Genomic DNA, 19,217 nt, shown 5'->3' with positions numbered 1-19,217 from the left:
GTCCCGCCCGGGAACGCAAGGGCCCCCCACGCACCCGCCAGAGCCGACCTACCCTTGCTGCCTTCCGGCCCTGGGGGAGTTCAGTCAGATAGCGCCACGTGAGGGGCTGCGCCCCACAGTACCCGATCCCGGCCGACGGTCAGTACCCCGATGCGGACCGGCCGGAACGAGTTCGCGAGCACTCCCCTCGGTCATGTAATGTTTCCGGCGGAGGATTCGCCTAGAGGCCTAGGGCGCACGCTTGGAAAGCGTGTTGGGGGCAACCCCTCACGAGTTCGAATCTCGTATCCTCCGCCGGTTCAGAGGGCCGGGTCGCGAAAGCGGCCCGGCCCTCTGGCGTTCGTCCGGTCCCCGGCGTCCGCGCGGCCCGGCTTTCCGGTTCTCCGGCCGGGCTCTCCGTCTCCCGATGGAATGACTCCCGTCACATTCGGGGGCCGTGGACTACATCGGAGTCGGCCTGATCATCGCGAACGGGGCGCCGAGCGGGTCGGTGACCACGGTCATGCGGCCGGCCATCATGTCGAACGGCGGGACGAGGACGTTGCCGCCGCGCTTGACCAGGGCGTCCACGGTGGAGTCCACGTCGTCGACCGCGAAGTAGGTCAGCCAGTGGGCGGGGGTGCCAGGCGGGTCGTTGGCCAGCAGCGTGACACCGCCGACCGCGCGCCCGCCGACCCGCAGCTCCCAGTAGGCGTCCGCGCCCTCCAGCGGCTCGATCTGGATGCCGAACGCCTCGCCGTAGAAGGCGGTGGCGGCGCCCACGTCGCTCGTGTGCAGCTCGTTCCAGGTCAGCGCGCCGGCCTCGTTGACCACCCGGGCGCCGAAGAACTCGCCCGGCTGCCAGACGCCGAACACCGCGCCCTGCGGGTCGGCGGCGACGAGCATCCGGCCGAGGTCGCCCACGTCCACCACCGGGACCAGCAGGGTGCCGCCCGCGGCGACGATCTGGTCCTGGGTGGCCTGGGCGTCGGTGCTGGCGAGATAACTGGTCCACAGGGTCGGCGGTTCCGGCATCCCCTCGGGAGCCGCCGCCGGGCCGACCCCGGCCACGGCCCTGCCGCCCAGCTCGCAGACGGCGTATCCGCCGAACTCGGCCGGACCGGGCCGGCCCTGCCAGCCGAGCAGGTCGCGGTAGAAGTCCAGCGCCGCCTGCTGGTCCTGCGACATCAGATCGACCCAGCACGGGGTGCCGGTCGGGTACGGAGTGGTGACTTCGGGCATCTCTCGCTCTTTCTGTGATGCTCCCCGAGAGTCACCCTCGCGTCGCGGCCCGTGGTCCGCCACTCGAGCCGCCCTCCGGAGCACCGGGCGCGGCCGGACGGGCCTCCCTCTGCCCCGGCCCGGCCGGCTTTCCGCGTGGTCTCGGCGCGGGCGGCATCGGGCGAATGACCCGGTCGGCGTCCGTACAGAGTGTTATGAAGGGTGTATGGGAGTATTTTCCGGGCGCCCCAGGGGCCCGGAGGGTCATCCGCCCACCGGACGCCCGCGGCGCAGCGCTCCCCTGCTGGACGTGCGCAGCGCGGCCGGTCAGGTGTTCCTTCTCCAGGTCGTCGTCGTGGTGCTGCTGGTCGCGGCCGGGGTGGCGGCCATGCTGATCCAGGCGGCCCACGACGCGCTGCAGCAGGGGCAGCGGGAGTCGGTCGTCTCCGCCCAGTCGTTCGCGAACGCCCCCGGGGTGGCCGAGGCGATGCAGGGCCGGGACCCGTCGGCCGTGCTCCAGCCGCGGGCCGAGGCGGCGCGCAAGCACGCCGGCCTGGACTTCATCGTCGCCATGGACACGCACGGAATCCGTTACACGTACCCCTACCCGAGTGAGATCGGGAAGAAGTTCGTCGGCACCATCGGGCCGGCGCTGAAGGGCCACACCGTCGTCGAGCAGGCCGGCGGGCCCCCGCTGCCCGCGGGCAGGGGGACGGACGTGCAGGCGGTGGTCCCGGTGCGGGACGCCCATGGCAAGGTCGTCGGCCTCGTCTCCGCCGGGATCACGGTCAGGAACGTCTCGGCGCTGTGGATGCCCCAGCTGCCGATCATCCTCGGCAGCGGAGCGGTGGCGCTGGCGCTCGCCGTGGCCGGGACGACGCTGGTGTCCCGGCGGCTGCGGCGGCAGACGCACGGTCTGGCCCCCGAGGAGCTCGCGCAGCAGTACGAGCACCACGAGGCGGTGCTGCACGCGGTGCGGGAGGGGGTGCTGATCACCGACGCGGACGACAAGCTGGTGCTGGCCAACGACGAGGCGGCGCGGCTGCTCGGGCTGCCGTCGGACGTACGCGGGCAGCCCGTGCGGGAGCTGGGCCTGGAGGAGCCGATCGTGCGCCTGCTGACGTCTGCGGACGTGGTCACCGACGAGGTGCACCTCGTCGGTGACCGGTGGCTGGCGGTGAACAAGCGGCGCACCTACCCGCGGGGCGACCGGGAGGGCGGCGTGGTGACGCTGCGGGACACCACCGAGCTGGCGGCCGTCACCGGGCGGGCCGAGGCCGCGCGCGAGCGGCTGAAGCTGCTGTACGACGCCGGCGTGGGGATCGGGACGAGGCTGGACGTCGAGCGCACGGCCCAGGAGCTGGCCGACGTGACCGTCCCCCGGTTCGCCGACCTCGTGACGGTGGACCTGCTGGACGCGGTGCTGCGCGGCTGGGAGCCGACGGCCGAGGGCTGGCGGCACCTGCGCCGGGCGGCGATCGGCGGCGATCAGTCGAAGGTGCCGGTGTATCCGCTGGGCGAGGTCATCGCGTTCCTGCCGGTCACCCCGCAGATGCGCACGCTCCAGGAGGGACGCGGCCTGCTGGAGCCGGACCTGCGCGAGGCGCACGGCTGGCAGGAACAGGATCCCGTGCGCGCCCGGAGTGCCCTGGAGCGCGGGCTGCGCTCCCTGGTGACCGTGCCGCTGCGGGCGCGGGGCGTGCCGCTCGGCGTGGTGAACTTCTACCGGAGCGAGGACTCCCCGGCGTTCGAGCCGGAAGACCTCTTCTTCGCGGAGGAGCTGGCCGCGCGGGCGGCGGTGGCCATCGACAACGCCCGCAGGTACGCCCGGGAGCACGCGATGGCGGTGACGCTGCAGCGCAGTCTGCTGCCGAGGGCGCAGCCGGAGCAGGACGCGCTGGAGGTGGCCTGGCGGTACCTGCCCGCGGAGGCGGGGGTGGGCGGGGACTGGTTCGACGTCATCCCGCTGCCGGGTGCCCGGGTGGCGCTGGTGATGGGTGACGTCGTCGGTCACGGGCTGCACGCGGCGGCGACCATGGGCCGGCTGCGCACCGCCGTGCACAACTTCTCCACCCTGGACCTGCCCGTCGACGAGGTGCTCGGGAACCTGGACGACCTGGTCGTCCGCATGGACGAGGAGGAGACGGACGGGGCGGAGGGCCGCGAGGGGGCGGGGGTGACCGGGGCGACCTGTCTGTACGCGGTCTACGACTCGGTCACCGGGGTCTGCACGATGGCCCGCGCGGGGCACCCGGAACCCGTGCTGGTGCTCCCGGACGGAACGGTCACCTGCCCGGGCGTGCCGGCCTCGGCGCCGCTCGGCCTGGGCGGCTACCCCTTCGAGACCGTCGAGCTGTCCCTGCCCGAGGGTTCCCAGCTGGTGCTGTACACCGACGGTCTGGTGGAGGACCGCACCCGCGACATCGACGTCGGACTCGAACGGCTGCGCAGGGCGCTGGAAGGATCCGGGGACCGCACTCCGGAGGAGACCTGCCAGGCGGTGATCGACGCCCTGAAGCCGGACCACTGCTCCGACGACATCGCGCTGCTCACGGCGCGCACCCGGTGCTACCCGCCCTCGCGCGTGGCCGAGTGGGACGTGTCGTCGGATCCGGCGCTGGTCCCCTCGGTGCGGGCCCGCTGTCGGGACACGCTGCTGGAATGGGGGCTCGAGGACACGGTGTTCGCCACCGAGCTGATCGTCAGCGAGCTGGTGACGAACGCGATCCGGTACGGCTCGCCGCCGGTCGCCCTGCGGCTGCTGCACGGACGCAGTCTGATCTGCGAGGTGTCGGACGGCAGCAGCACCTCGCCGCGTCTGCGGCGGGCGGCGACCACCGACGAGGGCGGCCGGGGGCTGTTCCTGGTGGCGCAGTTCGCCCAGCGCTGGGGAACGCGGTACACGACCCGCGGCAAGGTCATCTGGGCGGAACAGACCCTCCAGGACGGCGGCTCCGCCGCCATGGGGCACACGCCGGTGGACTTCCTCCTCGAGCAGTTCGACGACAGCGAGTTGTGAGCGGACCGCGTGCGCGTGCCGTCACCGCGGCACGCGCACCGTCCTGGAGACCGTCGCCTGGTCCACCTCGGACACCCGCACGGTCGCCTTCAGCGTCCACGTGCCGGGCAGGGGGATGTCGAGGGAGTCGGTGGCCCAGTAGCCGCCGCGGTCGGTGATCCGGGTGTCCAGGGGGCCGATCCGCTGGGCGGGAAGGGTCAGGGTGACGCGGAGTTCGGGGACCGTGGCGAGTCCGCCGTCGGGGCCGTAGACGACCGCCTGGACGGAGTTCCGGCCGACCCGGCCCGGGTCCAGGGTGATCTGGACCTTGCCGTGACCGCCGGGGGTGCCCACGTCGAAGGGGATGGTGAGGACCGATGCGGCGGGGATGCCGGCCGTGGCCGCCGTGGGGGCGGTCTCCGCCGTACGGCCCGGGACCGTGCTGGTCAGCAGCGTCGTCAGGAGCAGGACCACGACGGCCACGGCCGCCTCGGCCAGCACCGAGCGCCTGAGCTGGACGACGACGGCGGAGGGCGGCTCGGGGGCGTCCGGCGGCTCCGGGGGCGGGGGGCCGCCGACCGCCGCGGGGACGCGGTCGGGCGCGGTCGTCCGGGTCCGGGCCCCCTGGACCAGCCGGGCCGTCCAGGTACGGGAGCAGGCCGCGGCGAGCAGCAGGGCGGCGACGGCCGCCAGCTTGGCCAGCAGGGTACGGCCGTACGTCGTGTCCGTCAGGGCCTGCAGGGAGCCGAGGCCCCGCCAGGACTGGTAGACGCCGGTGAGCACCAGGACGGTCACCGCCGTGAGGGCCAGCCGGGAGAAGCGGGCCGGGACGGAGGCCGGGAGGGCCGGTGTGCGGTTCAGGGTGCGCAGCAGCGCGGCCAGACCGCCCAGCCAGGCCGCCATGGCCAGCAGGTGCAGGGTCGCCGCAGTGATCGCCACGGGGACCTGGATGCCGGCCGCGGCGTGTTCGGCCGCGGCCCAGGTCAGGGCGAGGGGTACGGACACCGCGGCGGCCAGGACGAGCGTCTCGCGCCGGGGGAGCCTTCTGCGGCGGGCCCGCAGGAGCGCCGCGCCGGCTCCGGCGAGGAGCAGCAGGGCCGGCCGGGCGAGGAGGAGGGCGCCGGGGCGGGTCGCCGCCGTGTGGGCGAGGGCGGCCATGGAGAGGGCGGCCCGCGGGGAGGTGCCCTCCTCGTACGGCACCCTCAGCAGGAACAGGACGGCCGTCGAGGCGACGAGGGTCCAGGCGGCGGCCAGGGCCGGGGTGCGCAGCTGGGCCACCGTCGGCGGGCGGCAGTACGCCACGAACGCCGCCGTGCCGAGGAGGCCGGCCAGGGAGAGGTACGCCAGGTAGCTCGCGATGTTGTAGAGGGCCGTCGTGGCGGGGTTCTCGGTGGTGTCCGGGGCCGCGGCGACCGTGGTCGCCGTGCGCTTGCCGACGGAGAAGGTGAGCGCGCCGGACACGGGGTGGCTGTCGGCCGACACGACCCGCCAGGCCACCGTGTAGGTGCCGGTGGCGAGCCGGGCCGGGAGGGAGACGCGCGCCGTGTCGGAGCGGCCGGGGGCGTGGCCCGCGGGGCCGGTGCGCACCCGGTGGTTGCCGGGGTCGTACACCCGGAAGGAGTCGGTGAGCAGGCCGACCGACTCGCTGAAGGTGAGCGTCACGTGCCGGGGGGCCGCCGCGAGGACGGTGCCGTCGGCGGGGTCGGTCGCGCGGAGCGCCGCGTGGGCCGACGCGGGGGCCGCGGTGCCGAGCAGCAGCAGGAGCAGCCCCGCGCACAGCAGCGTCAGTCGTCGCACCCGCCGATGTCCCTCGCCCACCTCACCCCTCCGTCCCCGGCCGCCTCCGCTTACATACGCATCCCCCGCCCACTCCGCTCACCGCCGGGCCCGGAAGAACACCGCTCGCCCGATCCGTCGTCGCCCCGCAGCGGTCCTCCCCCACGGGGCCACCCGCTGCCCGTTGCCGAACCCGTCACCCCCGGGGGGCTCACCAGGTCGGCCGGGCCGACACCCCGCCGTCCACGACCAGGTCGTGGCCGGTGATCCAGGACGCGAGGGGGGAGGCGAGGAAGACGCAGGCGTCGGCCACGTCGTCGGGGCGGCCCAGGCGGCCGGTGGGGGCGGCGGCGAGCCAGCGGCGTACGCCGTCCGGCCAGTCGTCGGCGAGGCCCTCGCGCTCGACGAGGCCGGGCGAGACCGTGTTGACGCGGATGCCGTCCGCGCCGTACTCCAGGGCGGCCGCGCGGGCGTGCATGACCACCGCCGCCTTCGCCGCGCCGTAGTGGGCGTGGCCGGGCGCGGGGTGGGCGGCCTCGATGGAGGCGATGTGGGTGATGGTGCCCCCGCCGTGCGCGCGCAGATGGGCGGCGGCGGCCTGGGTGCAGGCGAAGACACTGGTGAGGTTGGTGTCGACGACGGTGCGCCACTCGGCCGCCGTCATGCCGGGCAGCGCCCGGACCGGCTGGATTGCCGCGTTGTTGACGACGGCGGTGAGCCGGCCGCCCGACCACCGCGTGGTCTCGCGCACCAGCCGGTGGCAGGCCTCCTCGTCCGTCAGGTCCGCGCGGAGCACGACCGCCTCGCCGCCCGCGTCCCGGATGCGCCCGGCGGCTTCGCGGGCCACCGCGACCGACGTACGGCAGTGCAGGGCCACCGCCGCGCCCTGCTGGGCGAACCGCAGGGCGATGGCGCGGCCGATGCCGCCGCCCGCGCCGGTCACCAGGGCGGTCTGTCCGTCGAGCAGCCTCATGGGCGGCAGAGTTTCCCGATCCGGTCCGCCTCGGCCGGGTAACGCGCCGTCAGGTCCTCCGCGTTCCCGTGTTCGTAGTCCGCGTAGGTGAATCCGGGGGCCGTCGTGCAGCCGAAGAGCGTCCACGCGCCCCCCGGGGCCACCCGTGCGCCCATCCAGGTGCGGGCCGGCACGGTGAGCTGGACGTGCTGGCCCGAGGGCAGTCCGGGCCCGAGGACGGCGGTGCGGGTGGTGCCGTCGGGGGCGAGGAGCAGCAGTTCCAGCGGGTCGCCGAGATAGAAGTGCCAGACCTCGGCGTAGGGGAGGCGGTGCAGGGCGCAGTGGTCGTCCGCCGTGAGCAGCGCGACGATGGCGGCACCGTCGGGCCGGCCGTCCGGCCGCTCCGGCCCCGCCCAGGTCTGCCGGTACAGGCCGCCCTCGCGGGGGATCGGTTCGAGTCCGTAGTGGGCGATCAGCTCGTCCGGCGTCATCGTCACCCGGGGAAGGCTACCCGCCGTTCCAGGAAGGCGAGTTGGGCGCGCTTCTCCGGCAGGTACACGCCGGGGACGTCCACCTCGGGGAGGACGACCACCGGTCCGGGCACGAAGCCCTGGCGCACGAAGCGGTCGACGGCCCTGGTGTTGCGCACGTCCGGGTCGGCCACGAGCCGCTGCCGGTCCAGGCCCCTGAGCGCGTACGCCGTCATCACCCCCAGCAGCGCGGACGTCCAGCCGGGCCGCGGGCCTGCCGCGCCGGCGGGGGCGAGCAGGACGTGGACACCGAGGTCGCCGGGGCGCACGTCGTAGCACTCGCCCACCCGGTCGGCGGCCGGTTCGTACGTCTGGAACAGGGCCGTCGGTGCGCCGTCCTTGGTGACCAGGTGGGCGTGGTGGGTGTCGAGGTCCGCCAGGTGGGCGTAGATCCCGGCGACCTGGTCCCTGGTGAGGCCGTTCATGCCCCAGAAGACGGCGCGTTCCCCGCTCGCCCAGGAGTGCACCACGTCCGCGTCGGCGGCGGGGTCGAGGGGGCGGACGCGGACGGTGCCGAAGCCGTCGACGTGCTGCTCGTAGGGGTCGGCCGGGTCAGTGGTCATCGGTTTCCTCGGTGCGGTCGCGGGTGAGCAGGGTCCAGTCGGTGCGGATCGGGGCCAGTTCCCCCCTGAGCCACAAGGGGAGTTGGTCGTGGTGGTGGGCGCTGCCGGGAACGCCGTCGGCGCCGAAGGGCACCACCCAGCGGCTGTTGTCCCGGTCGGCGAGGTCCCAGACGTAGCGGGCGGCCGGGCCGCGCGCGGCGAGGTCGGTGAGGCCGGGGACGGCCGAGGTGCACAGCACGCAGTCGTGGTCGCCGGCCAGGCCGGGCGGGTCGTACGGCTCCCCCGGCAGGGCCCGCCAGGCGGCCAGCCGGTGGGTCGCCGACCAGGCCCCGGCGGGAGCCGCGGCGGCGGACTCCTCAAGGGCCGCGCGGACCAGGGCGGGGCGGTCGATGCCGTACAGCTCCTCGGCGCGCAGCAGGTGCTCCAGGGCGTACCCGATGCGGGGGACGAGCGCCAGCCACGGGCGCAGCACCTCCGGGCAGGCCGGGGGTTCGGTCAGCGGGGCGAACACGGGGTGGGCGGCGAGGTGGCGCACGACCGTGCCGCGCAGCGCCGCGTAGGCCGCCGCGTCGGCGCTGTCGGCGTCCATGCGGCGGTTCCAGGCGAGCAGGCGGTCGCGCAGCCGGGCCGCTTCGGGGGTGAGGCCGCGCAGCGCCGCGAGGTGGTCGAGGAGGGGGGCGGCGGAGGCGAGGTGGGTGTCGGTGTGGACGGCCGGCATGTCCTCGGCCGTCCAGGTGCGGCGGGCGTCGAGGAGGGCGTAGATGCGGTCGGCGCGGTGCGGCGGGGCGAACTCGACACCGAGGGGGGCCGCGGGCCCGCGCTGGTTGGCCATCACGGCGACGCCGTCCGTGAGGGTCGCGTACGGCGTCTCGTGCCAGCCCTGCCACTCGTGTCCGGGGCGCCAGGCGGGGACCGGGTGGAGGCGGTTGGCCTGCGCGCGCACCGGTACGCGGCCGGCGACGCGGTGCAGGGTGCCGCCCGCGGTGTCGGCGGCCTGGACGACGTTCACCGGCTCGGTCCAGGCGTCCAGGGCCCGGTCGACGTCGGCGACCCGGGTGGCCCGCAGGAGCGGGAGCAGGGCGCCGAACCCGAGGTCCTCGGTGACGCGGGGCGGGTGGCGCAGGGCGAGCCCCTCGCCCTCGCCGTCGGGCGGGCCCTCCGGGCCGCCCGCGATCACGGGTCCCCTGGGTGTCTCGACGACCTCGACGTCGAGCGGGGGTTCGCCCGCGACGTGCACGGTCTGCGTGTGGCGGTGGACGCGGTGCCAGCGGCCGTCCGGGCCGAGGGCCTCGACGCCGGCGCCGGTGCGGCGGAGCCGTTCGCGGTAGAGGTCCTGGTAGTCGGCCATGGCGTTGGTGATGGCCCAGGCGACCGTGCCGGTGTGGCCGAAGTGGGCGATGCCGGGGACGCCGGGCACGGCGAGGCCGACGACGTCGAACTCGGGGCAGGACAGGCGGATCTGCTGGTAGACGCCGGGGTCCTCGATGAAGCGGTGCGGGTCGCCGGCGATCAGGGCGTGGCCGGTGGCGGTGCGCTCGCCGGAGACGAGCCAGCCGTTGCTGCCTGCCGTGCCGGGGCCGTCGGTCGCGAAGAGGCGCACGGCGTCCGGGCCCAGGTGCCGGGTCGCCCGCTCGCGCCAGAGCTTGGCGGGAAGGCCCGCGAACAGGAGGTGGGTGGCGAGCCAGACGCCCAGCGGTGTCCAGGGCCGCCAGCGGCCGGGGGCGAGGCCGGTGCGGGCGAACTCCGGGGCGCGGCGGGCGCCGTGGCCCAGACCCTCGTTGACGCCGTCGGTGTACGCCCGGACCCAGTCCGCCGTCTCGGGGTCCCGGTGCTCCAGCGCGGTGAAGCAGCGGCGCGCGGTGTCGTCGAGGCGGGCGCGGCGGACGAGGACGTCCCAGGAGAGCGCGGTGGCGCCGAGGAAGGAGGCCGAGGTGCCCTGGGAGCGGTGGCGTTCCACCTCCAGCTGCCAGGCCCGGTCGAGCGCGGTGACGCGGCCCTGGGCGCGGGCGAGTTCACGGACTCCGGCCGCGCGCAGATGGGGGATGCCCCAGGCGTCGCGGTAGGTCTCGGCGGTCACCCCGGACCTCCCTTCACTTTAGGTTAGCCTTGCCTAAGTTACTGGCATCGTACGGTACCGGCGCGCGGCGCCGGACGGCGCGCGGGATCATCGACGCATGGACGTCACCCTGCACCTCGCCCAGGACCCCGACGCGGACGCGCTGCTCGGGCGCTCCCCGCTCGCCGCGCTGACCGGGATGCTGCTCGACCAGCAGGTCCCCATGGAGTGGGCGTTCAAGGGGCCCCGGACCATCGCCGACCGGCTCGGCGCCCGGGACCTGGACGCGCACGACATCGCCGCGGCGGACCCGGAGGCCTTCGCGGCGCTGCTCTCCGAGAAGCCGGCCGTGCACCGCTACCCGGGCTCGATGGCCAAGCGGATCCAGCAGTTGTGCCAGTACCTGGTCGAGCACTACGACGGGGACGCCGAGGCGGTCTGGCGGGGCGTCGGCAGCGGGGCGGAACTGCTGAAGCGGCTGGAGGACCTGCCGGGCTTCGGCCGGCAGAAGGCGCAGATCTTCCTCGCGCTGCTGGGCAAGCAGCTCGGGGTCGCGCCTTCGGGGTGGCGCGAGGCCGCCGGGGCCTACGGCGAGGCCGCGTCCTTCCGGTCCGTCGCCGACATCACCGGACCGGAGTCGCTGGCCAAGGTGCGCGCCCACAAGCAGGAGATGAAGGCGGCGGCGAAGGCCGCCAAGGCCGGGGGGAGGTAAGCCCGCCGGCCCACCCGGGTGGCGGAGAGCGCGGCGCCGGTCCGAGCATGGAGCATGACCGAGGTACCGAGCAGCGGCCCCGGCGGCCGTGAGTACGACGACCAGCGCGTCCACGCGGGGCACCCGCCCGGCGCCCGGCACGAGCACCATGAACCGGAACCGCCCTTCGAGGGCCCCCTGCACGCCCTGTCCCGGGCCGCCTGGCAGGTCGTCCTCTGCACCGGGATCGTCTCGCTGGTCCTCGGCGTCCTGGTCCTCGTGTGGCCCCGCGAGACCCTGGTCGTGGTCGGTGTCTTCTTCGGCGTCTACCTCGTGATCAGCGGCGTCTTCCAGTTGGTCGCCGCCTTCGGCACACACCGGGCGACCTCGCTGCGGGTGCTGGCGTTCATCAGCGGCGCCCTGTCGATCGTGCTCGGCCTGTTCTGCTTCCGCGGGCCCATGCAGTCGATCCTGCTGCTCGCCCTGTGGATCGGCATCGGCTGGCTGATCCGCGGGATCACCCAGGTCGTGGCCGCCGTGTCCGACTCCGGGATGCCCGCCCGGGGCTGGCAGATCAGCCTCGGGATCCTCACCTTCGTCGCCGGGATCGTGCTCATCGACTCCCCGTTCCGTTCGGTCGCCGTGCTGACCCTGGTCGGCGGCATCTGGCTGCTCCTGGTGGGGGTCACCGAGATCGTCACCGCGTTCCGCATCCGCGGCCGGTCCCAGAGGCTGCCGCGGAACGTGTGAACGGCGTCAACCGCGCGGCGCACGGATACGCCGTGCGGGCGCATCCGGTGTGCGGGGTGCTGCACCCTCCGGCCGGCGCCGGGCAGACACCCGGCGTGAACAGGAGCGCGACCGGCCGCCGTGGCCGCACCTGGCTGCGGGTGCTGACGCTGCTCCTCGCCCTGTGGGTGCCCGCCGCCCATGCGTGGGCCCAGGCGGCCCCCGCCCTGACCGCGGGCGCCGCCGCCGAGCACGACGTCCTCAACACGGCGCTGCGGCCGCCCGCCGCCGTCCACCGGGCCGACGCGCCCGAGCGCCCGGCCCCCCTCCCCGGCCCGGCGCCCACCCGGCCGGCGGCGCCCCCGTGCCCCGCCGCACCGCGGGCGCCGCACGCCCCGCTCCTGCTCCGCACCGTCGTCCTGCGCTGCCGAGGGACCCGCGCCCCGCACACGGCCGGTTCGACACACAAGGAGCAGCACAGTCATGCCCACGGACCCCTGCGCAGCCCTGCGCACCCTGCTGCGCGTGGAGGCCGGGCGCGGCACACGCCGCGCCCCGGAGCCGCAACGACCCGAACCCCGGCGGCCCGCGAAGGAGCAGGGTCGCCGAGACACCGGCGGAGGCGGGCTACCGCCTCCGCCGGGCCGTGCCGAAGAGGGAGCGGGTGATCTCACGGCCGATCTGGGTGCCGACGGAACGGGCCAGGGACTTGAACATCCCGCTGGCGACGACCTGTTCGACCAGCGACGGCTCCTCCTTGGACGGCGCCCCGGACCGCGGCGCCCCGGACCGCGGCGCGGCAGCGGGCTGCACCGGCCGGGCGGTGAGCTTCTCGTACGCCGACTCCCGGTCCACAGCCTGTGCATAACGGCCGGACAGCGGCGACGCCCGCACCGCGTCGTCCAGACCGGCCGCGTCCACCGGGCCCATCAGGGACTCCGGGGCGCGCAGCCGGGTGGCGGCGACCGGGGTCGGGGCGCCGTTCTCGCTGAGCACGGTGACCACGGCCTCGCCGGTGCCGAGGCCGGTCAGCAGCTCCTCCAGGTCGTACGCCGACCTCGGGAAGGTCTGCACGGTGGCCTTCAGGGCCTTCTGGTCCTCGGGGGTGAAGGCGCGCAGGGCGTGCTGGACGCGGTTGCCGAGCTGGCCGAGCACGTCGGCGGGCACGTCCCTCGGCGTCTGGGTCACGAAGAAGACCCCGACCCCCTTGGAGCGGATCAGCCGCACGGTCTGGGTGATCGAGTCCAGGAACGCCCTGGAGGCGCCGTTGAACAGCAGGTGCGCCTCGTCGAAGAAGAACACCAGCCGGGGCCTGTCCACGTCGCCGATCTCGGGCAGGTCGTGGAAGAGGTCGGCCAGCAGCCACATCAGGAACGTGGAGAACAGTTGCGGTCTGTCCTGCACCGCGGGGAGTTCGAGGACCGAGACGACGCCCCGGCCGTCCCCGGCCGTACGCAGGAGGTCCGCCGTGTCGAACTCCGGCTCCCCGAAGAAGTCCGCCATCCCCTGGGCCTCGAAGGCGGTGAGCGAGCGCAGGATCACCCCGGCCGTGGCGGTGGACAGCCCGCCGATGTTCCTCAGCTCCGGCTTGCCCTCGTCGGAGGTCAGGAAGGCGACGACCGCCCTCAGGTCCTTGAGGTCGATCAGCTCCAGGCCCTTGGTGTCGGCGTAGTGGAAGATCAGACCGAGGGACTGCTCCTGGGTCCGGTTGAGCTGGAGCACCTTGGCCAGCAGCACCGGCCCGAAGCTCGTGACGGTGGCCCGCACGGGGATGCCGTGGCCGAGGCCGCCGAGCGCGAGGTACTCCGCCGGGAAGCCGGCCGGCGTCCACCGCTGCCCCGTCTCCGAGGCCCGCCCGCGCACCCGGTCGCCGTCCTGCCCCGGCCGCGCGATCCCGGACAGGTCCCCCTTGATGTCCGCGAGGAACACCGGCACGCCCTGCGCGGACAGTTGCTCGGCGATCAGCTGGAGGGTCTTGGTCTTGCCGGTGCCGGTGGCGCCCGCGACCAGACCGTGCCGGTTGAGCATCGGCAGCGGGATGCGGACGGGGGCGTCGGGGTGGCACCGCCCGTCCCACAGGAGCGCGCCGAGGTCGAGTGCGGGGCCCGTGAAGGCGTACCCGGAGGCGATCTCGCGCGCCTCGGCGGGGAGCCCGGGAACCCCCTCGGGGGTGGCGAGCGGCGCGGTGTCGCTGTCACTCATCTCGGGGCCCCGCTTCCCGGTAGTAGCCCGTATGACTGTTTTGCGGCATCTTTTCAAGGGTCGCACTCGCCCGCCATGGCTGCGCCCGGAACGTCTTGACCGGTAGGCTTTCCGTGTGATCTTCAAGCGCATCGGAAACGGCCGGCCGTACCCCGACCACGGCCGGGAAAGCACCCGGCAGTGGGCGGACGTCGCGCCGCGCCCGGTCCGCCTCGATCAGCTCGTGACCACCAAGCAGCAGCTCGATCTGGAGACCCTGCTCGCGGAGGACTCGACGTTCTACGGCGACCTCTTCGCGCACGTCGTGAAGTGGCAGGGGGACCTCTATCTGGAGGACGGCCTCCACCGCGCCGTCCGCGCCGCCCTCCAGCAGCGCCAGGTGCTGCACGCGCGCGTGCTCGAACTCGACTGACCCGGCCGACACGGCCTTTGACCCTTTCGGGTTCCGCTGAGCGGCCTCGACTGATCATCTAATAGGCATCGCCGCCCCGGCGCACTACGCTGCGCCCATGAGCATGCTGACTCCCCCCGGCATGGGTGGCCAGTACCGCATCACGGGGGACAAGTACCCGCGGATGCGCCCGCCCCGGCGGCGCGGCCGGCTGGTCGCCGTAGTGGTCGCGTCCGCGTGCGCGCTCGGCCTGCTCGGCTGGGGCGTTCTGCAGCTCATCGACGTCTTCACCGGCGGCGGCAGCTCGGCGCAGGCCGGCACCGCGGCGCACTGCCGGACGAGGACGGCCGCGGCGGCCGAGGCGAAGGCGCTGCCCCGGCCCGGCCAGATCACCGTGAACGTCTACAACGCCACCGCCCGCGCCGGCCTCGCCAAGGACACGGCGGACCAGCTGAAGAAGCGCGGCTTCAAGATCGGTGCCGTGGGCAACGCGGCCAAGCAGTACGACAAGAAGGTGAAGGGCACCGGGGTACTGGTGGGCCCCGCCGCCGCGCTGAACACCTCGCTGCCGGTGCTGGGCGCCCAGCTCGCCGACGCCGAGAGCCGCGCCGACGCCCGCAAGGGCGCCGACCTCGACCTCATCCTCGGCGACGGCTTCAGGGGCCTGGCGCGGCCGGCGGACGCCGAACAGGCGCTGGCCAGGCTGAACGCCCCCGCACCGACGGCGTCGCCCACGGCGAAGAAGGGCTGCTGAGCCCCCGGGGGTGCGGCCTGCTCCGCTGAGCCCCCGAAGGGTGCGGCCTACTCCGCCGCGCCGTACAGCCGGTCGCCCGCGTCCCCGAGACCGGGGACGATGTAGCCGTGCTCGTTGAGGTGGTCGTCCACCGCGGCCGTCACGACCGTGACCGGGGTGCCGGCCAGTTCGCGCTCCATCAGCTCGACGCCCTCGGGCGCGGCCAGCAGCACCACGGCGGTCACGTCGTCGGCGCCGCGCTTGATCAGCTCCTGGATGGCCGCGACCAGCGTGCCGCCCGTGGCCAGCATCGGGTCGAGGACGTACACCTGGCGGCCCGAGAGGTCCTCCGGCATGCGTGAGGCGTACGTGGAGGCCTGCAGCGTCTCCTCGTTGCGGATCATGCCCAGGAAGCCCACCTCGGCGGTCGGCAGCAGCCGCACCATGCCGTCCAGCATGCCGAGGCCGGCGCGCAGGATCGGCACGACCAGCGGACGCGGCCGGGCGAGCTTGACGCCGGTGGTCCGCGCGACCGGCGTGTTGATGTCGACGGCTTCGGTGCGCACGTCCCGCGTGGCCTCGTAGGCGAGCAGGGTGACCAGCTCGTCGGCGAGCCGGCGGAAGGTCGCGGAGTCGGTGCGCTGGTCGCGCAGCGTGGTGAGCTTGTGGGCGACCAGGGGGTGGTCGACGACGTGGAGACGCATGCCCATAACGGTACCTGCGCCCCGGACCCCCTGCTGCTGGCGTCAAACCGCCCGTCCGGGGGAAGGTGGGAGGGACGGACTGGGGTGGTGTGCGACGTGCCTGACCTGCCTGATGTGCCCGACGACGCGGCCGACCACGAGACGGCCGGGCCCGAGACGGACGCCGAGCGCCGCCGGCGGCGCGCCCGGTTCCTGCGCGAACTCGCCGAGGCCCGCGCCCTGCGTGCCCGGGTCCAGCCGCGACGCGCCAAGGCGGCCCGGCTGCGTCATGCGATGCGCATGCGGACCTTCCGCTGGTAGGAAGGAAACGTGAGCAAGGCCCGGAAGGCAAAAACCGGGTGAGGAAGATCGACGCGCATGCCGACGTTTCCGAGGTGGGCGTGCGTTGGCGCTGGGAAAAGCCGCGTACGATCCGCAGGTGGCGGCAACGAGTGGTCGGTTGGGCCGATGGACCAATCACGATCGAAACAGCCAGACACAGGGAGCCGAAGACGTCCCCTGAACGCCTTGTTTCTGCCACGATTCCGAGTGGGTGGGGCTCGGAGCCCAGCTCTCTCCACCCAAGAACCTCCGCCGGGGGGACCCCCAACCGGCACGCCTATGACCAGTGGGAGAGTCACGGTGTACTTCGCCGCACTGCTCGCGCGCACCGAAGACGGGTGGGAAGCGAGCGACACAGAGCTCGACGATGTGGAGACCCTGTCGGATCTGGCCGACCTGGCCCGGGAAGCCTCTCCCGAAGAGGACACGGTGCTCGTCCTGATCGAGCAGGAGGACGCCTGGTTCGGCGTCGTCCGCGTGGACGGCGAGGACGACCCTCGCATCTACGTCTCGGACGCGGCCGCCGCGGCCCGCAGCGCCTACGGTGAGCTGCTGCTCACCGACGAGCTGCTGGGCCGGGAGCCGGGCGCCGACGACGGCCCCGACCTGGACTCCCTGGACCTCGACGGCACCGAGGACGGTGAGTCCGAGGCCGACGACGAGGCCGAGGAGACGGGAGCCGCCGCCGACGCGGTGCCGCACAGCCCGGTGGGCGACAGCGAGATCCTCGACGACCTGGGCATCAGCGAGAAGGAACTGCGCGCCCTGGACGCCGACGACGCGCTGAGCTCGATCGCCGAGGCCCTGGGTGCCTCGGAGGTGCTGGAGACCGTCCGCTGACCGCCGGGGACACGCCGGCCGGCCCGGACCCGGTACGCGACCGCTGGCGGCCCGCGATGCGGCTCGCCCTGGACGAGGCCCGGCTGGCCGTGCGGGGCGGCGACGTCCCCGTCGGCGCCGTCGTACTGTCCCCGGACGGTACGACGGTGCTCGCGACCGGGCACAACGAGCGCGAGGCCACCGCCGATCCCACGGCCCACGCGGAGATACTCGCGCTCCGGCGGGCCGCCGCGAAGCTCGGGGAGTGGCGCCTGCCCGGCTGCACCCTGGTGGTCACCCTGGAGCCGTGCACCATGTGCGCGGGCGCGCTCCAGCAGTCCCGGGTGGACCGGTTGGTCTACGGCGCCCGGGACGAGAAGGCGGGCGCGACCGGCTCGCTGTGGGACGTGGTGCGCGACCGCAGGCTCAACCACCGCCCGGAGGTCGTCGAGGGCGTGCTCGCCGCGGAGTGCGGGGCGCTGCTCACGGAGTTTTTCCGGGACCGGTGAATACCGATTTCAAACCTTGCCCCACCTTGCTGTAGGGTCTCCCTCGGTAGCGTGTCCGAGCGGCCGAAGGAGCTCGCCTCGAAAGCGAGTGTGGCGCAAGTCACCGAGGGTTCAAATCCCTCCGCTACCGCTCTCGGAAGGGCCCCGTCTCACGGCGGGGCCCTTCCTGCATGTCGCGTATATCGTCCCAAATGACCTGCTCCGGCGGGCCGTTGGCGACCCGCCGAGGCGCGAAGGTTACACTCGCCGCCGGCAGCAGGGGGCCCGTCGGACAGGACACAGGGGAGGCCGCGGTGGCGGTGAACGCCAAGAAGATCGCCGTGTACGCGCTCGTGGTCTTCGCGCTCTACGTGATCATCACGGACCCGGCCAAGGCGGCCGACTACGTCCAGATAGGCTTCGAGGGCATTTCGGACGCGGCCAAGGCCATAGGCGACTTCATGACGTGGCTCGCCAACGGCGGAAAGAACTGAGGTAGCCCCATGATCCGCCACCTGGTCCTCTTCAGGCTCAACGAGGGCGTCGAGCGCGACGATCCGCGGGTCGTGGCCGGCGTGGAGGCCTTCCGGGCGCTCGGCGGCCAGATCGAGGAGCTGCGCTTCTGGGAGTGCGGCTGGAACATCAGCGACCGGCCGATCGCCCACGACTTCGCGATCAACTCGGCGGTCGAGGACACCGACGCCCTGAAGCGCTACCTGGAGCACCCGGCCCACCAGGCGGGCGTCGCCCTGTGGCGTGAGTTCGCCACGTGGGTGATCGCCGACTACGAGTTCTAGCCCCCGCGCCCCGAAAGCCCCCCGCCGTTCCGGCGGGGGGCTTCACTGCGCCCTGGGCCCCAACTTGTCGATATTTGAACACAACACGGCGTTATGCGGTGCTTGCACACAGTGCACATGTCTTGTGATGCTATGACCGCTTTTGACGGATGATTGACCGAAGAGGTGGCGTTGACCGTGTCGGCCAGTACTGCGCCGCCCCAGGAGGAGGCGCCCGCCCCCGCGCCTCCGACCGCCGAGAAGCGTCGTGGCGCCGACACCCGAGCCCTGACCCAGGTGCTCTTCACCGAGCTGAAGGACCTCACCCCCGGCACGCCGGAGCACAACCGGGTGCGGGGAGCGCTGATCGAGGCGAACCTCCCGCTCGTGCGCTACGCGGCCGCCCGCTTCCGCTCCCGCAACGAGCCCATGGAGGACGTCGTCCAGGTCGGCACCATCGGCCTCATCAACGCCATCGACCGCTTCGACCCGGACCGGGGGGTGCAGTTCCCCACCTTCGCGATGCCGACCGTGGTCGGCGAGATCAAACGGTACTTCCGGGACAACGTGCGCACGGTGCACGTACCGCGCCGGCTGCACGAGCTGTGGGTGCAGGTCAACAGCGCGACCGAGGACCTCACCACGCTCCACGGGCGCTCGCCCTCCACCGCCGAGATCGCCGAACGGCTCAGGATCAGCGAGGAGGAGGTGCTCAGCTGCATCGAGGCGGGACGCTCGTACCACGCCACCTCCCTGGAGGCCGCGCAGGAGGGCGACGGGCTGCCCGGGCTGCTGGACCGCATCGGCTACGAGGACCCGGCCCTGGACGGCGTGGAGCACCGCGACCTGGTCCGCCATCTCCTCGTCCAACTTCCCGAGCGGGAACAGAGAATCCTTCTGCTGCGCTACTACAGCAATCTCACCCAGTCACAGATCAGCGCGGAACTCGGCGTCTCCCAGATGCACGTCTCGCGGCTACTCGCGCGTAGCTTCCAGCGGCTGCGGTCCGCGAATCGGATCGACGCGTAACAGATACCGGCGGGTGCATAGCGTGCGCCGGGCCGATGCATAGCGGGCGCACGGAAGCACACGGCCCCCATGGGGTTGCATCGCAAACCCGATCGAGCGCTCACCGGCACGAGCGAATCGCTCACCAGGGCTGTTGCCGACAGTTGCCTCCCGAAAAAGCGTCAGACCCCTTCTTCCCAGGGCCGATTCGCATCTTGCATGTCGACATGTCACTACAGCGTGTTGCCGACATGTGACATTCTGCGGGAAGCGCGTTTGC

General features: G+C 73.6%; 19 protein-coding genes, 2 tRNA genes and 1 other RNA gene. 13 read left to right on the top strand and 9 right to left on the bottom strand.

The window, feature by feature from the left end; genetic code table 11:
- Positions 1-15 precede the first annotated feature (15 nt).
- Positions 16-110: signal recognition particle sRNA small type (ffs, locus tag ACZ7FF_RS11170), an RNA gene on the bottom strand.
- A gap of 99 nt (positions 111-209) precedes the next feature.
- Between ffs and ACZ7FF_RS11165 the strand changes: the two genes are divergently transcribed.
- A tRNA-Ser gene (locus tag ACZ7FF_RS11165) sits at positions 210-294 on the top strand.
- Positions 295-441: 147 nt separating this feature from the next.
- On the opposite strand, the gene ACZ7FF_RS11160 is transcribed toward ACZ7FF_RS11165, so the two are convergent.
- On the bottom strand, positions 442-1,221 hold the full coding sequence (locus ACZ7FF_RS11160) for a VOC family protein (RefSeq protein WP_470811337.1): 780 nt from the start codon (positions 1,219-1,221) through the stop codon (positions 442-444).
- A gap of 205 nt (positions 1,222-1,426) precedes the next feature.
- On the opposite strand from ACZ7FF_RS11160, the gene ACZ7FF_RS11155 reads away from it, so the two are divergent.
- Entirely contained in the window at positions 1,427-4,219 is a 2,793-nt protein-coding gene (locus tag ACZ7FF_RS11155) for a SpoIIE family protein phosphatase (protein WP_470811335.1), read from the top strand.
- Positions 4,220-4,240: 21 nt separating this feature from the next.
- On the opposite strand, the gene ACZ7FF_RS11150 is transcribed toward ACZ7FF_RS11155, so the two are convergent.
- The 5 genes from ACZ7FF_RS11150 to ACZ7FF_RS11130 form a co-directional block, all read right to left on the bottom strand.
- Positions 4,241-5,995 (bottom strand): copper resistance CopC/CopD family protein, encoded by a 1,755-nt coding sequence (locus ACZ7FF_RS11150; RefSeq protein WP_470811333.1) that lies wholly within the window; start codon positions 5,993-5,995, stop codon positions 4,241-4,243.
- Positions 5,996-6,185: 190 nt separating this feature from the next.
- Positions 6,186-6,947, bottom strand: a complete 762-nt coding sequence (locus ACZ7FF_RS11145; protein WP_470811331.1) for an SDR family NAD(P)-dependent oxidoreductase — start codon at positions 6,945-6,947, stop codon at positions 6,186-6,188.
- On the bottom strand, positions 6,944-7,417 hold the full coding sequence (locus tag ACZ7FF_RS11140) for a cupin domain-containing protein (RefSeq protein ID WP_470811472.1): 474 nt from the start codon (positions 7,415-7,417) through the stop codon (positions 6,944-6,946). The genes ACZ7FF_RS11145 and ACZ7FF_RS11140 overlap by 4 nt, the downstream gene beginning before the upstream one ends.
- A gap of 2 nt (positions 7,418-7,419) precedes the next feature.
- The gene (locus ACZ7FF_RS11135; RefSeq protein ID WP_470811329.1) at positions 7,420-8,019 is read right to left on the bottom strand and encodes a GNAT family N-acetyltransferase; all 600 of its coding nucleotides are present in this window, start codon (positions 8,017-8,019) and stop codon (positions 7,420-7,422) included.
- Complete coding sequence (locus ACZ7FF_RS11130; protein ID WP_470811327.1) at positions 8,009-10,096, bottom strand: penicillin acylase family protein; 2,088 nt, start codon at positions 10,094-10,096, stop codon at positions 8,009-8,011. Before ACZ7FF_RS11130 ends, ACZ7FF_RS11135 begins: the two co-directional genes overlap by 11 nt.
- A 97-nt stretch (positions 10,097-10,193) precedes the next feature.
- Here ACZ7FF_RS11130 and ACZ7FF_RS11125 point away from each other — a divergent pair, with 97 nt between their 5' ends.
- Both ACZ7FF_RS11125 and ACZ7FF_RS11120 read left to right on the top strand, forming a co-directional pair.
- Positions 10,194-10,787 (top strand): HhH-GPD-type base excision DNA repair protein, encoded by a 594-nt coding sequence (locus tag ACZ7FF_RS11125; protein ID WP_470811325.1) that lies wholly within the window; start codon positions 10,194-10,196, stop codon positions 10,785-10,787.
- 54 nt (positions 10,788-10,841) lie between these two features.
- Positions 10,842-11,516, top strand: a complete 675-nt coding sequence (locus ACZ7FF_RS11120) for an HdeD family acid-resistance protein (RefSeq protein ID WP_470811323.1) — start codon at positions 10,842-10,844, stop codon at positions 11,514-11,516.
- Between the two features lie 606 nt (positions 11,517-12,122).
- On the opposite strand, the gene ACZ7FF_RS11115 is transcribed toward ACZ7FF_RS11120, so the two are convergent.
- Positions 12,123-13,697 (bottom strand): helicase HerA-like domain-containing protein, encoded by a 1,575-nt coding sequence (locus ACZ7FF_RS11115; protein WP_470811321.1) that lies wholly within the window; start codon positions 13,695-13,697, stop codon positions 12,123-12,125.
- Positions 13,698-13,812: 115 nt separating this feature from the next.
- Between ACZ7FF_RS11115 and ACZ7FF_RS11110 the strand changes: the two genes are divergently transcribed.
- Both ACZ7FF_RS11110 and ACZ7FF_RS11105 read left to right on the top strand, forming a co-directional pair.
- Positions 13,813-14,109: a type II toxin-antitoxin system VapB family antitoxin gene (locus tag ACZ7FF_RS11110; protein WP_004943146.1), complete on the top strand. Its 297-nt coding sequence runs from the start codon at positions 13,813-13,815 to the stop codon at positions 14,107-14,109.
- Between the two features lie 121 nt (positions 14,110-14,230).
- The gene (locus ACZ7FF_RS11105) at positions 14,231-14,842 is read left to right on the top strand and encodes a LytR C-terminal domain-containing protein (protein WP_470811471.1); all 612 of its coding nucleotides are present in this window, start codon (positions 14,231-14,233) and stop codon (positions 14,840-14,842) included.
- Between the two features lie 47 nt (positions 14,843-14,889).
- Here the strand turns inward: ACZ7FF_RS11105 and upp are convergent, their stop codons facing one another.
- Positions 14,890-15,525: a uracil phosphoribosyltransferase gene (gene upp / locus ACZ7FF_RS11100; RefSeq protein ID WP_452977553.1), complete on the bottom strand. Its 636-nt coding sequence runs from the start codon at positions 15,523-15,525 to the stop codon at positions 14,890-14,892.
- A gap of 105 nt (positions 15,526-15,630) precedes the next feature.
- Between upp and ACZ7FF_RS11095 the strand changes: the two genes are divergently transcribed.
- From ACZ7FF_RS11095 to ACZ7FF_RS11065, 7 genes are all read left to right on the top strand, one after another.
- Positions 15,631-15,825 (top strand): hypothetical protein, encoded by a 195-nt coding sequence (locus ACZ7FF_RS11095; protein WP_470811470.1) that lies wholly within the window; start codon positions 15,631-15,633, stop codon positions 15,823-15,825.
- Positions 15,826-16,146: 321 nt separating this feature from the next.
- Complete coding sequence (locus ACZ7FF_RS11090) at positions 16,147-16,686, top strand: tRNA adenosine deaminase-associated protein (protein ID WP_470811468.1); 540 nt, start codon at positions 16,147-16,149, stop codon at positions 16,684-16,686.
- Between the two features lie 56 nt (positions 16,687-16,742).
- Entirely contained in the window at positions 16,743-17,174 is a 432-nt protein-coding gene (gene tadA / locus ACZ7FF_RS11085; protein ID WP_470811318.1) for a tRNA adenosine(34) deaminase TadA, read from the top strand.
- Between the two features lie 45 nt (positions 17,175-17,219).
- Positions 17,220-17,304 (top strand) — tRNA-Ser (locus tag ACZ7FF_RS11080).
- A 163-nt stretch (positions 17,305-17,467) separates the two neighbouring features.
- Positions 17,468-17,647, top strand: coding sequence for a hypothetical protein (locus ACZ7FF_RS11075; RefSeq protein ID WP_470811317.1), 180 nt, complete (start codon positions 17,468-17,470; stop codon positions 17,645-17,647).
- Between the two features lie 9 nt (positions 17,648-17,656).
- Positions 17,657-17,950 carry a Dabb family protein gene (locus ACZ7FF_RS11070; protein WP_470811315.1) on the top strand — a complete coding sequence of 98 codons (294 nt, stop codon included), beginning with the start codon at positions 17,657-17,659 and terminating at the stop codon, positions 17,948-17,950.
- Positions 17,951-18,121: 171 nt separating this feature from the next.
- Positions 18,122-18,958 (top strand): RNA polymerase sigma factor SigF, encoded by an 837-nt coding sequence (locus ACZ7FF_RS11065; RefSeq protein WP_470811314.1) that lies wholly within the window; start codon positions 18,122-18,124, stop codon positions 18,956-18,958.
- The last annotated feature ends 259 nt before the right edge of the window (positions 18,959-19,217 follow it).

This window comes from Streptomyces sp. NPDC037126 (assembly GCF_055605965.1).
The sequence above is the reverse complement of the archived record's forward strand: the minus strand, read 5'-3'. Positions and strand labels throughout refer to the sequence as shown.

Excerpts from the sequence above, each read along its gene's own strand:
- ACZ7FF_RS11160 (WP_470811337.1), bottom strand. The coding sequence starts at position 1,221 with ATGCCCGAAGTCACCACTCCGTACCCGACCGGCACCCCGTGCTGGGTC.
- ACZ7FF_RS11135 (WP_470811329.1), bottom strand. The coding sequence starts at position 8,019 with ATGACCACTGACCCGGCCGACCCCTACGAGCAGCACGTCGACGGCTTC.
- ACZ7FF_RS11115 (WP_470811321.1), bottom strand. The coding sequence starts at position 13,697 with ATGAGTGACAGCGACACCGCGCCGCTCGCCACCCCCGAGGGGGTTCCC.
- ACZ7FF_RS11145 (WP_470811331.1), bottom strand. The coding sequence starts at position 6,947 with ATGAGGCTGCTCGACGGACAGACCGCCCTGGTGACCGGCGCGGGCGGC.
- tadA (WP_470811318.1), top strand. The coding sequence starts at position 16,743 with ATGCGGCTCGCCCTGGACGAGGCCCGGCTGGCCGTGCGGGGCGGCGAC.
- ACZ7FF_RS11155 (WP_470811335.1), top strand. The coding sequence starts at position 1,427 with ATGGGAGTATTTTCCGGGCGCCCCAGGGGCCCGGAGGGTCATCCGCCC.
- upp (WP_452977553.1), bottom strand. The coding sequence starts at position 15,525 with ATGCGTCTCCACGTCGTCGACCACCCCCTGGTCGCCCACAAGCTCACC.
- ACZ7FF_RS11120 (WP_470811323.1), top strand. The coding sequence starts at position 10,842 with ATGACCGAGGTACCGAGCAGCGGCCCCGGCGGCCGTGAGTACGACGAC.
- ACZ7FF_RS11125 (WP_470811325.1), top strand. The coding sequence starts at position 10,194 with ATGGACGTCACCCTGCACCTCGCCCAGGACCCCGACGCGGACGCGCTG.
- ACZ7FF_RS11140 (WP_470811472.1), bottom strand. The coding sequence starts at position 7,417 with ATGACGCCGGACGAGCTGATCGCCCACTACGGACTCGAACCGATCCCC.
- ACZ7FF_RS11105 (WP_470811471.1), top strand. The coding sequence starts at position 14,231 with ATGGGTGGCCAGTACCGCATCACGGGGGACAAGTACCCGCGGATGCGC.
- ACZ7FF_RS11070 (WP_470811315.1), top strand. The coding sequence starts at position 17,657 with ATGATCCGCCACCTGGTCCTCTTCAGGCTCAACGAGGGCGTCGAGCGC.